Source organism: Streptomyces olivochromogenes (assembly GCF_021538895.1).
GTDB classification, from domain to species: Bacteria; Actinomycetota; Actinomycetes; order Streptomycetales; family Streptomycetaceae; genus Streptomyces; species Streptomyces olivochromogenes_A.
Genome location: NZ_JADDRL010000073.1, coordinates 13,177 through 27,830, shown reverse-complemented (window position 1 = coordinate 27,830; position 14,654 = coordinate 13,177). Strand labels below are relative to the sequence as shown.

13 protein-coding genes and 1 tRNA gene are annotated in these 14,654 nt (G+C 71.5%); 9 read left to right on the top strand and 5 right to left on the bottom strand.

What is annotated here, in order from left to right; translation table 11 throughout:
• The first annotated feature begins 162 nt into the window (after positions 1-162).
• From iolD to IPZ69_RS30705, 6 genes are all read left to right on the top strand, one after another.
• Complete coding sequence (gene iolD, locus IPZ69_RS30730) at positions 163-2,034, top strand: 3D-(3,5/4)-trihydroxycyclohexane-1,2-dione acylhydrolase (decyclizing) (RefSeq protein ID WP_235457915.1); 1,872 nt, start codon at positions 163-165, stop codon at positions 2,032-2,034.
• A gap of 91 nt (positions 2,035-2,125) precedes the next feature.
• Positions 2,126-2,911, top strand: coding sequence for a GntR family transcriptional regulator (locus tag IPZ69_RS30725; RefSeq protein ID WP_235457914.1), 786 nt, complete (start codon positions 2,126-2,128; stop codon positions 2,909-2,911).
• 270 nt (positions 2,912-3,181) lie between these two features.
• On the top strand, positions 3,182-4,495 hold the full coding sequence (locus IPZ69_RS30720; RefSeq protein ID WP_235457913.1) for an ABC transporter substrate-binding protein: 1,314 nt from the start codon (positions 3,182-3,184) through the stop codon (positions 4,493-4,495).
• An 8-nt stretch (positions 4,496-4,503) separates the two neighbouring features.
• On the top strand, positions 4,504-5,484 hold the full coding sequence (locus IPZ69_RS30715; protein WP_235457912.1) for a carbohydrate ABC transporter permease: 981 nt from the start codon (positions 4,504-4,506) through the stop codon (positions 5,482-5,484).
• Positions 5,481-6,377 (top strand): carbohydrate ABC transporter permease, encoded by an 897-nt coding sequence (locus IPZ69_RS30710; RefSeq protein ID WP_235457911.1) that lies wholly within the window; start codon positions 5,481-5,483, stop codon positions 6,375-6,377. Before IPZ69_RS30715 ends, IPZ69_RS30710 begins: the two co-directional genes overlap by 4 nt.
• Before the next feature lie 118 nt (positions 6,378-6,495).
• A complete protein-coding gene (locus IPZ69_RS30705; protein WP_235457910.1) occupies positions 6,496-8,514 on the top strand; it encodes a beta-galactosidase in 2,019 nt (672 codons plus the stop codon).
• 33 nt (positions 8,515-8,547) lie between these two features.
• Here IPZ69_RS30705 and IPZ69_RS30700 read toward each other — a convergent pair whose 3' ends face one another.
• Positions 8,548-9,213 (bottom strand): NUDIX domain-containing protein, encoded by a 666-nt coding sequence (locus IPZ69_RS30700; protein ID WP_235457909.1) that lies wholly within the window; start codon positions 9,211-9,213, stop codon positions 8,548-8,550.
• Positions 9,214-9,368: 155 nt separating this feature from the next.
• Positions 9,369-9,442: transfer RNA gene (locus IPZ69_RS30695), tRNA-Pro, on the bottom strand.
• Between the two features lie 105 nt (positions 9,443-9,547).
• Between IPZ69_RS30695 and IPZ69_RS30690 the strand changes: the two genes are divergently transcribed.
• Positions 9,548-10,081 (top strand): DUF309 domain-containing protein, encoded by a 534-nt coding sequence (locus IPZ69_RS30690; RefSeq protein WP_235457908.1) that lies wholly within the window; start codon positions 9,548-9,550, stop codon positions 10,079-10,081.
• A 90-nt stretch (positions 10,082-10,171) separates the two neighbouring features.
• The gene (cobF, locus tag IPZ69_RS30685) at positions 10,172-10,945 is read left to right on the top strand and encodes a precorrin-6A synthase (deacetylating) (protein ID WP_235457907.1); all 774 of its coding nucleotides are present in this window, start codon (positions 10,172-10,174) and stop codon (positions 10,943-10,945) included.
• 10 nt (positions 10,946-10,955) lie between these two features.
• Here cobF and IPZ69_RS30680 read toward each other — a convergent pair whose 3' ends face one another.
• Complete coding sequence (locus tag IPZ69_RS30680; protein ID WP_235457906.1) at positions 10,956-11,714, bottom strand: cobalt-precorrin-6A reductase; 759 nt, start codon at positions 11,712-11,714, stop codon at positions 10,956-10,958.
• 98 nt (positions 11,715-11,812) lie between these two features.
• On the opposite strand from IPZ69_RS30680, the gene IPZ69_RS30675 reads away from it, so the two are divergent.
• A complete protein-coding gene (locus IPZ69_RS30675) occupies positions 11,813-12,604 on the top strand; it encodes a TIGR01458 family HAD-type hydrolase (RefSeq protein ID WP_235457905.1) in 792 nt (263 codons plus the stop codon).
• On the opposite strand, the gene IPZ69_RS30670 is transcribed toward IPZ69_RS30675, so the two are convergent.
• Together IPZ69_RS30670 and IPZ69_RS30665 are read right to left on the bottom strand one after the other, a co-directional pair.
• Complete coding sequence (locus tag IPZ69_RS30670; RefSeq protein ID WP_235457904.1) at positions 12,601-13,374, bottom strand: sulfite exporter TauE/SafE family protein; 774 nt, start codon at positions 13,372-13,374, stop codon at positions 12,601-12,603. The two genes, IPZ69_RS30675 and IPZ69_RS30670, sit on opposite strands and share 4 nt — an antisense overlap.
• A 75-nt stretch (positions 13,375-13,449) precedes the next feature.
• Positions 13,450-14,634, bottom strand: coding sequence for a thiolase family protein (locus IPZ69_RS30665; RefSeq protein WP_235457903.1), 1,185 nt, complete (start codon positions 14,632-14,634; stop codon positions 13,450-13,452).
• Positions 14,635-14,654: the final 20 nt, after the last annotated feature.

Genomic DNA, 14,654 nt, shown 5'->3' with positions numbered 1-14,654 from the left:
ACCTGAGCGCATGGCCACGTCAGCAGCCCGGTCCTGTGCCCCCGTCACGAGGGGCCATGTCGGAGTTGATCTCTACCCGCTCCGCACAGGCGTACCCCTGAGCCCGGCGCGGACGTCCGGGAAGTACACCGCCCCGTCCGAGGAAACCCAGTGAGGTCCCCGATGAGCCCCAGCACGACCCGCCTGACCGTCGCCCAGGCCCTGGTGCGGTTCCTGTCCGCCCAGTACACCGAGCGCGACGGCGTACGGCACCGGCTGATCGCCGGCACCTGGGGCATCTTCGGCCACGGCAACGTCGCCGGGATCGGCCAGGCCCTGCTGGAGTACGGCGGCGTGATGCCGTACCACCAGGGTCGCAACGAGCAGTCCATGGTGCACGCGGCCGTCGGCTACGCCCGCCAGCTCAACCGCCTCTCCGCGCAGGCCGTCACCACCTCCATCGGCCCCGGAGCGACCAATCTGGTCACCGGCGCCGCGCTGGCGACCATCAACCGCCTGCCGGTCCTGCTGCTGCCCGGCGACTACTTCGCCACCCGCCCCGCCGACCCGCTGCTGCAGCAGCTGGAGCACCCGGTCGAGGCCGACCTCTCCGTGAACGACACCCTGCGTCCGGTGTCCCGGTACTTCGACCGTGTCACCCGGCCCGAGGCGCTGATCCCGTCCGCGCTGAACGCCGTGCGGGTGCTCGCCGACCCGGCGGAGACCGGCGCCGTCACCCTCGCGCTGCCGCAGGACGTGCAGGCGGAGGCGTACGACTGGCCCGAGGAGTTCTTCGCCGACCGCGTCTGGCGCGTACGGCGTCCCGCCCCCGACCCGGTCGAGCTGGCCGAGGCGCTGCGCGCCGTCCGGGCCGCCGAGCGGCCGCTGATCGTGGCGGGCGGCGGCGTGCACCACAGCGAGGCCGAGGACGCGCTGCGGACCCTGGTGGACGCCACCGGCATCCCGGTCGCCTCCACCCAGGCGGGCAAGGGCTCCCTGCGCCACGACCACCCGGCCGACCTCGGCGGCATCGGGCACACCGGCACGGCGGTCGCCGACGACCTGGCCCGCACCGCCGATCTCGTCATCGGGGTCGGCACCCGGTACACGGACTTCACCACCGCCTCCGGAACGCTCTTCCGGCATCCCGGCGTCCGCTTCCTGAACCTCAACATCGCCGCCTTCGACGCCCACAAACTGGCCGCCCGCACCGTGGTGGCCGACGCGCGCACGGCCCTGGAGGCACTCACCGAGGGGCTGGCCGGGCACCGCGTGGACGCGGCGTACGAGGCGGAGTACCGCGGCGGCAAGGAACGCTGGGACCGGGTCGTGGACGCCGCCTACCGCGCCGACGACGAGGACGCCGTACCGACCCAGACGCAGGTGCTCGGCGCCCTCGACGCGGTGGTCGGCGACGCGGACGTGGTGATCAACGCGGCAGGCTCGCTCCCCGGCGACCTGCACAAGCTGTGGCGGGCCCGCTCGCCGCGCCAGTACCACCTGGAGTACGGCTACTCCTGCATGGGCTACGAGATCCCGGCCGGCATCGGCGTCCAGCAGGCCGCCCCGGACACCGTGGTCTGGTCGCTGCTTGGCGACGGCACCTATCTGATGATGCCCACCGAGATCGTCACCGCCGTCCAGGAGGGACTGCCCGTCAAGCTGGTCCTGATCCAGAACCACGGGTACGCCTCGATCGGCGGCCTGTCCGAGGCGGTGGGCGGCGAGCGCTTCGGCACCGACTATCGCCATCGCGCGGCCGACGGCACCTTCTCCGGCGCCCCGCTGCCCGTGGACCTCGCCGCCAACGCGGCCAGCCTGGGCATGCACGTGCTGCGCGCCAAGACGGTGCGCGAGCTGCGCGAGGCGCTCGCCACCGCCCGCGCGTCGGACCGGCCCACCTGCGTGTACGTCGAGACCGACACCACCCCGAGCGCTCCCGGGGCCGAGGCGTGGTGGGACGTACCCGTGGCCGAGACCGCCACCCGAGAGGCCGCCGTACGGGCCCGCGAGACCTACGACCGCGAGGTCGCCGACCGCCGTCGGCACCTGTGAACTTCCCCGGACGAAAGGCCCGCACGACGATGAACCCCGGCTTCCCCCGCCGCCCCTGACCCCGCACCGAGCCCTGGAAGGAGGTGTCCCGGTGACCAGAACCGGTGACCACTCTCGTCCCGTGACCGGCCCCGCACTCGACTCCGTCGACTTCGACCTGGACCGCAGCAGTCCGGTGCCGCTGTACTACCAGCTCGCCCGGCAACTGGAGGCGGCCATCGACCACGGGGTCCTCGCCCCGGGCAACCTCCTGGGCAACGAGGTCGACCTGTCCGTGCGCCTGGGCCTGTCCCGGCCCACGGTCCGCCAGGCCATCCAGTCCCTGGTGGACAAGGGCCTGTTGGTGCGCCGGCGCGGCGTCGGCACCCAGGTGGTGCACAGTCAGGTCAAGCGGCCGCTGGAGCTCAGCAGCCTCTACGACGACCTGGAGTCGGCCGGACAGGGCCCGACCACCCAGGTGCTGCGCAACGAGCGCGTGCCCGCGACCGCGGACGTCGCGGCCGCCCTCGGTATCGCGGAGGGCGGCGAGGTCACGCTCCTGGAGCGGCTGCGCTTCACCCACGGCCAGCCCGTGGCCTTCCTGTGCAACTACCTGCCCACCGCGCTGCTCGAACTCGACACGGCCCGGCTGGAGTCGACGGGCCTGTACCGGATGATGCGCTCGGCGGGCATCACGCTGCACAGCGCCCGCCAGACCATCGGTGCCCGCAGCGCCACCGCCGAGGAAGCCGTGTGCCTCGACGAGAAGGAGGGCGCGGCCCTGCTCACCATGCAGCGCACGGCGTACGACGACACGGGCCGTCCCGTCGAGTACGGATCGCACATCTATCGGGCGTCCAGGTACGCCTTCGACTTCCAGTTGCTGGTCAGACCGTAACCGGACTCACCCGCTCCGCCCAGCCCGCACGGCACCCCTGCCGTGCGGGCTCCGCGCGCTGTTGGTTTCTGAACGAACCTGCTGGTGATCGTGTCGATTACGTTTCGGGCAAGAGACGATGTTCTGGGGACGTGGGCTATTGACGCATGGTGGGACATGCGGCTGTTATTACGCCCACGATGTTCGGTCGAGTTGGTTTCTGATCGGTTTCGAGGACCTTTCGGGAGTCGGCTCGCTCCCTTGACCGAACCCCTGCCTTCAGGAGCCGCCATGCGCCTCACCCCCTCCGGCCTCGCCGTCCCGGGTCCCAGCCGTCGTTCCCTGCTGCGCGGGGTCGGTGGAGCGGCCCTCCTCGCGGGCGCCGGCATACCCCTGCTGTCCGCCTGTGGCGGCAGCGGCACCTCGTCCGACCCGAAGACCGTCTCCCTCGGCTCCAACGCGTCCGACGCCGTGCCGAAGAAGGCCTTCGAGTCCGTCTACGCGACCTTCAAGAAGCAGTCCGGCATCACGGTCGATGTCAACACGAAGGACCACAACACCTTCCAGGAGCAGATCAACTCCTACCTCCAGGGCACGCCGGACGACGTGTTCAACTGGTTCGCGGGCTACCGGATGCAGTTCTTCGCGGCCAAGAAGCTCGCCACGCCGATCGACGACGTGTGGGCGAAGATCGGGGACAACTTCCCCGAGGCGATGAAGAAGCTCAGCAAGGGCGAGGACGGCAAGTACTACTTCGTGCCGCTGACCACGTACCCGTGGGCGATCTTCTACCGCAAGAGCGTCTTCCAGCAGCACGGCTACAAGGTCCCGGCCACCTGGGACGAACTGGTCGCCCTGTGCAAGCAGATGAAGAAGGACGGCCTGGTGCCGATCGCCTTCGGCGACAAGGACGCCTGGCCGGCGATGGGCACCTTCGACCAGATCAACTTCCGCCTCAACGGCTACGACTTCCACGTCGAGCTGATGGGCGGCAAGGCCGCCTGGACCGACGCCAAGGTGAAGGCCGTCTTCGACCACTGGGCCGAGCTCCTCCCCTACCACCAGGACGGCTTCATGGGCCGCACCTGGCAGGACGCCGCCCAGGGCCTGGTGTCCAAGAAGGCCGGCATGTACCTCCTCGGCTCCTTCGTGGCCCAGCAGTTCACCAACAAGGCCGACCTGGACGACCTCGACTTCTTCCCGTTCCCGGAGATCAACTCCGCGTACGGCCAGGACACCGTGGAGGCGCCCACCGACGGCTTCATGGTCAGCAAGGCCCCCAAGAACCACGACGGCGTCGTCAAGCTGCTGGAGTACCTGGGCTCCCCCGAGGCCGAGCAGAGCTACCTCAAGGTCGACCCGAGCGTGGTGGCCGCCTCCAGCAAGGCCGACACCTCCTCCTACTCGCCGCTGCAGAAGAAGGCGTTCGACATGATCAGTGGCGCCAAGACCCTCACCCAGTTCATGGACCGCGACTCGCGGCCGGACTTCACCTCGACGGTGATGCAGCCCGGCCTGCAGAAGTTCCTCCAGAACCCCAAGGGCGTGGACGGCTTGCTGTCGTCGATCGAGCGCCAGAAGAAGCAGATCTTCGCGTCCTCGTGAGCAGCGGCATGACGACCGACATGACGACGAAGACCCCGGAGGCGGCCGCCGTGCCGCCTCCGGGCGCTGACTCCGCATCCAAGCGGGCCCAGCAGGGCCACCGACGCCTGCTGACCCGCCGTGACCGGATCACGCTCGCCCTGATGGCGGGCGTGCCCACGGTCCTGCACGTGGCCCTGGTCTGGGTCACCGCCCTCGCCTCCATCTTGCTCGCCTTCACCACCTGGGACGGCATCGGGTTCGACTCGATCAAGTGGGTGGGCCTCGACAACTTCCAACAACTCTTCAACGACAACCCGCAGTTCTGGCCGGCCGTCCAGCACAACGTCATCTGGTTCGTGGCGCTCATCCTCGTCCCGACGCCGCTCGGCCTCTTCCTCGCCATCCAGCTGGACAAGAAGATCCGCTTCAGCCGGGTCTACCAGACGGCGTTCTTCCTGCCGGTCGTCATCTCGATGGCGTGCATCGGCTTTGTCTGGCAGCTGGTCTACAACCCGGACACGGGCCTGATCAACAGCCTGATCGGGGCCAACAAGCCCGGCCACTACATCGACTGGATCGGCGACCCGGACCTCAACCTCTGGGCCGTCCTCGTCGCCGCGTCCTGGCGGCACACCGGCTACATGATGATCCTCTACCTGGCCGGCCTGAAGAGCGTGGACCCGTCCCTGCGCGAGGCCTCGGCCCTGGACGGCGCCAACGAGTGGCAGACGTTCAAGAACGTCATCTTCCCGACGCTGCGGCCCACCAACACCGTGGTCCTGGTCGTCACCATCATCGAGGCCCTGCGCGCCTTCGACCTGGTCTTCGTCTTCAACAAGGGCGCCCAGGGCACGGAGTTGCTGTCGATCCTGGTGACCAACAACATCATCGGCGAGTCCAGCCGGATCGGTTACGGATCGGCGATCGCGGTGGTCCTGCTGGTCATCTCCCTCGCGGTGATCATCCCGTACCTGGTGGCCACCTTCCGGAAGGAGCGGCGATCGTGAGCGCCCCCACCCTCGCGGCCGGCGCGCTCAAGAAGCGCGCGCCCGTCCGCCCCGCCCGCATCCTGCTGCACGTCTTCCTGGCGGGCACGGCGCTGGCCTGGCTCGCCCCGCTGCTGTGGGCGATCTTCTCGGCCCTGCGGCCGTACAGCGAGACCAGCGAGAAGGGATACGTGTCCTGGCCGGACACGCTGAACTTCGACAACTTCACCAACGCGTTCAAGCAGTCGGACATGATGCACTACTTCGGCAACACGTTGCTGATCGCGGTGCCGGCCGTACTGCTCACCCTGTTCCTGTCGTCGATGGTGGCCTTCTACGTCAGCCGCTTCGACTTCCGGCTCAACCTCGCGCTGTTGCTGGTCTTCACGGCCGGCAACCTGCTCCCGCAGCAGGTCATCATCACCCCGCTGTACCGGATGTACCTGCTGACCGACCTGCCGGGCATCACCGCGAGCGGCAAGCTGTACGACTCCGCGCTCGGGCTCGTGCTGATCCACGTGGCGTTCCAGTCCGGCTTCTGCGCCTTCGTGCTGAGCAACTACATGCGCTCGCTGCCGCACGAGCTGACCGAGGCCGCGCTCGTCGACGGCGCCTCGGCGTGGCGGCTGTACTGGCAGATCACGCTGCCGCTGTGCAAGCCGGCGATGGCGGCCCTGGCCACCCTGTTGTCGATCTGGATCTACAACGACTTCTTCTGGGCCCTGGTGCTGATCTCGACCGGCGAGAACATGCCGATCACCTCGGCCCTGAACAACCTCTCCGGCCAGTACTTCACGGACCCGAACCTGGTCGCCGCCGGTGCCCTGCTCACCGCGATCCCCACGCTGGTCGTGTACTTCGTGCTCCAGCGGCAGTTCGTCAGCGGTCTGACCCTGGGCTCCAACAAGGGCTGACCCGGCTCCACCCGAAAGAGAAACCCGTGCACAACCCGTTCACCCCCGTCGCCTCGATCCTCGTGGACCCGCGCTCCGCCCGGGCCCACGAGGAGGTCCGGCAGTCCGGAGCCACCCGATGAAGCGCACCCTGTCCGTCCCCGGCATCGCCTACGGCGGCGACTACAACCCCGAGCAGTGGCCCGAGGAGGTGTGGGCCGAGGACGTACGCCTCATGCGCGAGGCGGGCGTGAACATGGTGAGCGTCGGCATCTTCTCCTGGGCGCTGCTGGAACCCTCCGAGGGCGCCTTCGACTTCTCGCGCACGGACCGGATCCTGGACCTGCTGCACGAGAACGGCATCGCCGCCGACCTCGCCACGCCCACCGCGGCGCCGCCCGCCTGGTTCTTCCGGGCCCACCCCGGGTCCCTGCCGGTCGACCGGGACGGCCGGACCCTCTCCTACGGCAGCCGCCAGACGTTCTGCCCCAGCAGCCCCGCCTACCGCGAGGCCGCCCTGCGCATCACGGGCACGCTCGCCGAGCGGTACGCGGACCACCCGGCCGTCGTGATGTGGCACGTGCACAACGAGTACGGCTGTCACAACGCGGCCTGCTACTGCGACACCAGCGCGGAGTCCTTCCGCCGCTGGCTGCGGGCCCGGTACGGCGACGACCTGGCGGCCCTCAACCACGCCTGGGGCACCACGTTCTGGAGCCAGTGGTACTACGACTGGGACGAGATCCGCCCGCCCCGTGCCACCGGCGCCGTGCCCAACCCCACGCACCAGCTGGACTGGCGGCGCTTCTGCTCCGACGAGTTGCTGTCGCTGTGCACGACGGAGCGGGACGTGCTGCGCGCGGCGGCCCCGGCGATCCCGGCCACCACCAACTTCATGGTGATGCACGACTTCGACGCGCTGGACTACTGGCGCTGGGCCCCCGAGCTGGACGTGGTCTCCAACGACCACTACCTCATGTCCGCCGACCCCGAGTCGGAGATCGACGTGGCGCTCAGCGGCGACCTGATGCGCTCCCTGGCCGGCGGCCCCTGGCTGCTGATGGAGCACTCCACCGGCGCCGTCAACTGGCAGCCGGTCAACCGCGCCAAGCGCCCCGGTGAGCTGCGTCGCAACGCCCTCGCCCATGTGGCGCACGGCGCGGACGGCATCGCCTACTTCCAGTGGCGGGCGGCGAAGGCGGGCGCCGAGCAGTGGCACTCGGCGATGCTGCCGCACACGGGCACGGACAGTCGGATCTGGCGGGACGTGGTCCGGCTCGGCGCGGACCTGAAGGCCCTGGCCGAGGTGCGCGGCAGCACCGGAACCGCCGAGGTCGCCATCGTCTGGGACTGGGACGCCCGCTGGGCCGTGGAGCTGCCCTCGCAGCCGAGCGGCGAGCTGCGCTACCAGGACCTGGTGCGGGCCTGGTACGAGCCGCTGTGGCGGTCGGGCGTGGCCGTGGACTTCGTCCGCCCCGACGCCGACCTGTCCGCCTACCGGCTGGTCCTCGCCCCCACCCTGTACCTGGTCGACGACGCGGGCGCGGCGAACCTCACCGCGTACGCCGAGCGCGGCGGCACGCTGGCCGTCGGCTTCCACAGCGGAGCGGTCGACGAGAACTGTCATGTGCGGCTGGGGGGTTACCCGGGCGCGTTCCGGGAGGCCCTCGGGGTGCGCACCGACGAGTTGTTCCCGCTGCTGCCCGGCGAGCCGGTCGGGCTGGGCGGCGAGGTCCCTCGGGGCGCCTCGGGCACGCTCTGGTCGGAGCGCGTGCGCCTCGACGGCGCCGAGGCGGTCGCGTCGTACACGGACGGCCCGCTGACCGGTGTCCCGGCCGTGACCCGGCACGCACACGGCACGGGCTCCGCCTGGTACGTCGCCACGCTCCCGGACCCGGACACCCTCGCCGACCTCCTCGCCCGTATCCGCGGCGAGGCGGGCGTGGAGCCGGTCCGCACCGCCCCGCCCGGGGTCGAGGTGGTCCGGCGGCGCGGTCCGGACGCGGACTACGTGTTCGTGATCGACCACTCCGGCAAGGGTGCGGAGGTTTCGGTGGCGGAGGGCGCCACGGAACTCCTCTCCGGCAAGGAGCTCCTCGGCACGGTCGGCGTCGCACCCGGCGACATCGCCGTCGTACGGGAGCCTCGGGGTCGGTGAGCCCCGTCCGGGAGGGCCGGCCGGCACCCGCGGTCAGGTCTTCGCGAACGGCCCTTCCAGCGCGGCCCACTGGAGCAGCATGATGGTCTTGGCGTCGGCGATCTCGCCGGTGCGGATCATCTCCAGGGCCCGCCGGAAGGGCAGTTCGAGGATCTCGATGTCCTCGCCCTCCTCGTCCAGGCCGCCGCCCTCGTGGGTACGGGTGGCGGGACCGTAGGCGGCCGCGTAGAAGCCGACACGCTCGGTCACCGAGCCCGGGCTCATGTAGACGTCGAAGACGTGCCGGACGTCGCCGACGGTGTGCCCGGTCTCCTCCACCGCCTCGCGCCGGACGGCGATCTCGGGGCGCTCGTCCTCGTCGTCGAGCACCCCGCCCGGCGTCTCGACCAGCATCCCGTCGGGGTGCCCGTTGACGTACACGGGGAAGCGGAACTGCCGGGTGAGCAGCACGGTTTCGCGTTCGGCGTCGTACAGCAGCAGGGTGGCCCCGTTGCCCCGGTCGTGCGTCTCGCGCTGCTGGGTGTGCCAGGTGCCGTCGGAGTGCCGGTAGTCGAAGGTGGTCGCGCGTTCGACGTACCAGTGGCTGGACAGCAGCTTGACGTCGCGCACCTTGACCCGGGGATTGCCGGTGAGGTCCAGGCCGGTCCGGTCGAGTCCGGTGCGGCCGCGCCGGTCCGGGGTGTCGATGCCGGCGGTCATCGGGCGCCCGCCGCGCGGCGGTTGGCGTACGAGGTGGTCATGGAACCTCTCTACCACCCGCGGCCGCGCCCCGGTGGCCGCGTGCGGGACGCCGACAAAGGCGAAAGCCCGTGCCGGATTGCTCCCGCACGGGCTGCGACCTGCGTATGCGCAAGTCGGGACGACAGGATTTGAACCTGCGACCCCTTGACCCCCAGTCAAGTGCGCTACCAAGCTGCGCCACGTCCCGGTGCGCTCACTCGCGGTGACCCGCTTGATCGCGCGAACAGAACTTTACCCCACGTACCGGGGTGCGCCGAAGGGGGCACCCCGGGGGCGGTGGAGAATCGGTCGTATGGGGAGCACAGACGCATCGCCGGGGCGGCCGGTGGAGAACCGGGACCGGGACAGCGAGGGACGGGCGCGCAACGCGCGGCCGCGGGACGGGCTGGGGCGGCCGCTGCCGTACGGCGCGGACGGGGTGGCGCGGCAGCCCGAGGGGGTCGTCCGCGCCCCGGAGCGGACCGTCACCGAGGCGCAGGCGCTGCTGGACGCGGGGAAGCCGTTCCACGCGCACGAGGTCTTCGAGGACGCCTGGAAGTCGGGGCCCGAGGACGAGCGCACGCTGTGGCGGGGGCTGGCCCAGCTGGCGGTGGGACTCACGCACGCGGCCCGCGGGAACGTCACCGGCGGCGCACGGCTGCTGCGGCGCGGCGCGGGGGCCGTGGAGGACTGGGCGGCGCGGAGCGGCGAGCCGCGTCCGTACGGGATGGATCTCGCCGGGCTGGCGGCCTGGGCGCGGGAGCTGGCACAGGCCGTGGAGCGGGGCGGCGAGCCGGTCGACGCCGGCGCGCGGGCGCCACGGCTGCGGGGGCCCGCGGCGTCGTAGACCCCGTTGCGGCGGGTGTCGTGGCCTCCCGTCGCGGTGGGTGTGGAGGCGGTGCACGGACTGTCAGTGGGATGGGGCAGACTCGGTGACGTGCGAAAGATTCATGTCATCGGTATCGGCGCGGGCGACCCCGAGCAGCTGACGCTGCAGGCGGTCAGGGCGCTGCGGAGCACGGACGTGTTCTTCATCCTCGACAAGGGCGAGGTGAAGAGCGACCTGACGCGGCTGCGCCGGGACATGCTGGACGCGCACCTGCCGCAGGGGGCGTACCGGGTGGTGGAGGCGCGCGACCCGGAGCGGGACCGCCGCGCCGGCGGCGCGGACTACTCCCCCGCCGTCGGGGACTGGCGCAGCGCCCGCGCCGGGATCTACGAGCGGCTGATCGCCGAGGAGCTCGGCGAGGACGAGACCGGGGCCTTCCTGGTGTGGGGCGACCCCGCGCTGTACGACAGCACGCTCGGGATCCTCGAAGAGGTGCTGGCCGGGGACACGGTGTCGTTCGAGTACGACGTCGTGCCCGGCATCAGCAGCGTCTCGGCGCTGGTGGCCCGGCACCGCACGGGCCTGAACCGGGTGGCGCGTCCGGTGCAGATCACGACCGGCCGGCGCCTGGCCGAGGGTTTCCCTCAAGGGGTGGACGACGTGGTGGTGATGCTCGACGCCCACCAGACCTTCCGGCAGTACGCGCAGGAGGACATCGACATCTACTGGGGCGCCTACATAGGCACCCCGGACGAGATCCTCGTCTCCGGCCCGATCGCCGAGGCCGCGCCCCGCATCGAACGCGTCCGCGCCGAGGCCCGCGACCGCAAGGGCTGGATCATGGACACGTATCTGCTCCGCCGGAACCCCGGTCAGGAGTAGCGCCCGGGGGTCAGGAGCTCGGTGGCGGCGGGGTGAGGCCCAGCCGTTCCGGTACGTCCGCCACGTCGGTCACCGCCGTCACGCCGGGCGGCAGCGGAGGGCGCCGGACGACGACCACGGGCAGGCCGAGTTCACGCGCGGCCGTCAGTTTGGCCGACGTCGCCTCTGAGCCGCTGTCCTTCGTCACCAGCACGTCGACGCGGTGTTCGCGCAGCAGGGCCCGCTCGTCGGCGAGGGTGAAGGGGCCACGGGCCAGGACGACGTCGAGGTCCGGCGGCATCGGCGGCTCGGGGGGTTCCACGGACCGTACGACGAAGTGCAGGTCCGTCAGGTGGGCGAAGGCGGCGAGGCCGAGGCGGCCGGTGGTGAGGAGGACGCGGCGGCCGAGGCCCGGCAGCGCGGCCGCCGCCGCGCTCAGGGACGCCACGGTGTGCCAGCGGTCGCCCGGGACGGGCTGCCAGCCAGGGCGGCGCAGCACCACCAGCGGCAGCCCGGTCGCCGTCGCGGCGAGCGCCGCGTTGGCGGTGATCCGGTCGGCGAAGGGGTGCGTGGCGTCGACGACGGCGTCCACCCGCTGCTCGCGCAGCCACCCCGCCAACCCCTCCGCCCCGCCGAACCCGCCGATGCGTACGTCCCCGGCCTGCGCCCCGGGCCGGGCCACCCGCCCCGCCAGCGAGGTGGTGACCCGGACACCGGGGCGGGCCGACAGCTCTGCGGCCAGCAGACGGGCCTCGGTGGTGCCGCCGAGGATCAGGACGTGCGGGGACATGGGGTGAGCGTAGGAGACCGTCCGGGGATCACCCAATCCGGTCAGGCACCGGCGCAGTTCACCGACCGTTCCGCGGCCCGGATCGCTATCGTCCAGGCATGGAATCCGTGCGTGCCGTGCTGATCGACATCGACGGGGTGCTCACGGTGTCGTGGGAGGCGCTGCCGGGTGCGGTGGAGGCGCTGCGGGAGATCCGTGCGGCCGGGCTGGGCGTCGTCCTGGTGACCAACACGACATCCCGTACGCGGGCGTCGATCGCCGAGACCCTGTCGGGCGCCGGTTTCGAGGTGACCGCCGAGGACGTCCTCACCGCGCCGGCCGCCACCGCCGCCCATCTCGCCGAGCACTTCCCGGGCGCCCGCTGCACGCTGCTGAACAGCGGGGACATCGCGGACGACCTCGGCGGGATCACGCTCGTGGACGACGACACGGTCCCCGATGTGGTGATCGTGGGCGGCGCGGGTCCCGAGTTCGACTACGCGGCGCTGAACCGGGCCTTCGGGCACCTCCAGCGGGGGGCGCGGCTGGTAGCCGTGCACCGCGGCCTGTACTGGCGCACGGAGGCCGGGCTGCAACTGGACACGGGGGCCTTCCTGCTCGGGCTGGAGAAGGCGGCGCGCGTCGAGGCGGAGGTCACGGGCAAGCCGTCACCGGCGTTCTTCGGGGCGGCGCTGTCCCGGCTGGGTGTGGCGGCGGACCGGGCCCTGATGGTCGGCGACGACATCGAGTCCGACGTGCTGGCGGCACAGCGCGCCGGGATCACCGGTGTCCTGGTGAAGACGGGCAAGTACCTGCCGGAGACGCACGAGAAGGCGAGCGGCACCCCGGACCACGTCGTGGACTCGTTCGCGGACCTGCCCAACCTGCTCGGCCTCGGGCGAGCGGGCTAGCGCAGGAGCAGCTGTACGCCGCCCACGACCGTCGCCGCGATGACCAGTTGCTCGAACAAGCGCTGGTTGATCCTGCTCACAGCCCATTTGCCGAACAACGCCCCGGGCACGACGAACACCACGAGCGCGGCGTCGAGGAGCAGCGAGCGGCCGTCGATCAGGCCGAGGCCCACGCTGAAGGGCACCTTGGCCACGTTCACGATCAGGAAGAAGAAGGCCGACGTGCCCAGGAAGCCCAGCTTCCTGAAGCCCGCGGACAGCAGGTACATCGACATCACCGGGCCGCCGGCGTTGGCGACCATGGTGGTGAAGCCGCCGAGGACGCCGTAGGAGCGGGCCTTGACCCGGCCCGCCCGGGTGGTGACCGCGTCCGGCTCCGGGGCCGTGTCCTCGGTGCGCCGCCGCCACACCGTGATGGCGGCCATCAGCAGCAGGATCGCGCCGATCGAGGTGCGGACGACCCCGTCGTCGGCCCACATCAGGAACAGCGTGCCGACCACCACGCCGGCCGCGACCGCCGGGAACAGCCGCCCCAGCGTGGGCCAGTGGGCGTACCGGCGGTAGGTGGCGACGGCGAGCAGGTCGCCGGCGATCAACACGGGGAGCAGGACCCCCGTCGAGGCGCGGGCGGGCAGGACGGCCGCGAAGACGGCGAGGCTGACCGTGTTGGCCCCGCTGACCGCCGTCTTGGAGAAGCCGACGAGCAGCGCCGCACAGGCGAGCGCGGCGAACTCCGCGTGGGTTATGTGCCAGAGCGTCATCGTGTTCATGCGGGAACCGATGCTATGTGCAGCCAACCGACGCCGGTAAGGAGTGTCTCGCCAGTTGACCCCCGGCGCCGACAGCTACCGCTCGACCAGCACCGCGGACCCCTGGCCGACGCCCACGCACATCGTCGCCAGCCCCCGCTCCGCGCCCGTGCGCCGCATGCGGTGCAGCAGGGTCGTCAGGATGCGGGCGCCCGAGCAGCCGAGGGGGTGGCCGAGGGCGATCGCGCCGCCGCTCGGGTTCACCAGCTCCGGGTCGATGCCGAGCTGGTCGACGCAGGCGAGGGCCTGGGCGGCGAACGCCTCGTTGAACTCGGCCTCCTGGACGTCCCCGATCTCCCAGCCGACGCGGGCCAGGGCCTTGCGCGTGGCGGGGACCGGCCCGATGCCCATCACGTCCGGGTGGACGCCCGCCGACGCGCCGGCGACGTACCGGCCCAGCGACTCCAGCCCGAGCTCGGTCAGGGCCTCCTCGCTGACCAGCAGGAGCCCGGCCGCGCCGTCGTTCATGGGCGAGGCGTTGCCCGCGGTGACCGTGCCACCCTGCCGGAAGACCGGCTTGAGCCGGGACAGCTTCTCGTACGAGGTGTCCTCGCGGACGCACTCGTCGCTGTCGACGACGATGCCGTCCGGGCGCTCCACGGGCAGGAGTTCGTCGTCGAAGTGGCCGTTCTTGCGGGCGGCGGCGGCCAGTTGGTGGCTGCGCAGGGCGAACTCGTCCTGGCGCTCGCGCGTGATGCCGTACCGCCCGGCGACCTCCTCGGCGGTCTCGCCCATGGACAGCAGGCCGTGCAGCTCCTTCATCGCGGGGTTGACCAGCCGCCAGCCGAGGCGGGTGTCGACGGTCTCCACGCGGTGCGGCAGGGCCTCGTCGGGGCGGGCCAGCACGAAGGGGGCGCGGCTCATCGACTCGGAGCCGCCGGCGATCACGATGTCGGCCTCACCGGCGGCGACGGTGCGGGCGGCCGTGGTGACCGCCTCCAGGCCTGAGGCGCACAGGCGGTTGACGGTGGCGCCGGGCACGGAGTCGGGCAGTCCGGCGAGCAGCGCGGCCATCCGGGCGACGTTGCGGTTGTCCTCGCCCGCCTGGTTGGCGGCGCCCCAGTAGATGTCGTCGATCCGGGCCGGGTCGAGTGCGGGCACGTCGGCGACGAGCCGGCGGACGACGCTTGCCGCCAGGTCGTCGGGCCGCATCGAGGACAGGGCCCCGCGCAGCTTGCCGATGGGGGTGCGGCGGGCGGCCGCGAAGTGGACGGGACGCACGACAGGACTCCTGACCGACG

What these genes read in the sequence shown, in the direction of transcription:
- IPZ69_RS30680 (WP_235457906.1), bottom strand. Translation starts at nt 11,714, where the DNA reads ATGTCCCCGCACGTCCTGATCCTCGGCGGCACCACCGAGGCCCGTCTG.
- IPZ69_RS30690 (WP_235457908.1), top strand. Translation starts at nt 9,548, where the DNA reads ATGGGGAGCACAGACGCATCGCCGGGGCGGCCGGTGGAGAACCGGGAC.
- IPZ69_RS30720 (WP_235457913.1), top strand. Translation starts at nt 3,182, where the DNA reads ATGCGCCTCACCCCCTCCGGCCTCGCCGTCCCGGGTCCCAGCCGTCGT.
- IPZ69_RS30670 (WP_235457904.1), bottom strand. Translation starts at nt 13,374, where the DNA reads ATGAACACGATGACGCTCTGGCACATAACCCACGCGGAGTTCGCCGCG.
- IPZ69_RS30715 (WP_235457912.1), top strand. Translation starts at nt 4,504, where the DNA reads ATGACGACCGACATGACGACGAAGACCCCGGAGGCGGCCGCCGTGCCG.
- IPZ69_RS30675 (WP_235457905.1), top strand. Translation starts at nt 11,813, where the DNA reads ATGGAATCCGTGCGTGCCGTGCTGATCGACATCGACGGGGTGCTCACG.
- iolD (WP_235457915.1), top strand. Translation starts at nt 163, where the DNA reads ATGAGCCCCAGCACGACCCGCCTGACCGTCGCCCAGGCCCTGGTGCGG.
- IPZ69_RS30700 (WP_235457909.1), bottom strand. Translation starts at nt 9,213, where the DNA reads ATGACCGCCGGCATCGACACCCCGGACCGGCGCGGCCGCACCGGACTC.
- IPZ69_RS30705 (WP_235457910.1), top strand. Translation starts at nt 6,496, where the DNA reads ATGAAGCGCACCCTGTCCGTCCCCGGCATCGCCTACGGCGGCGACTAC.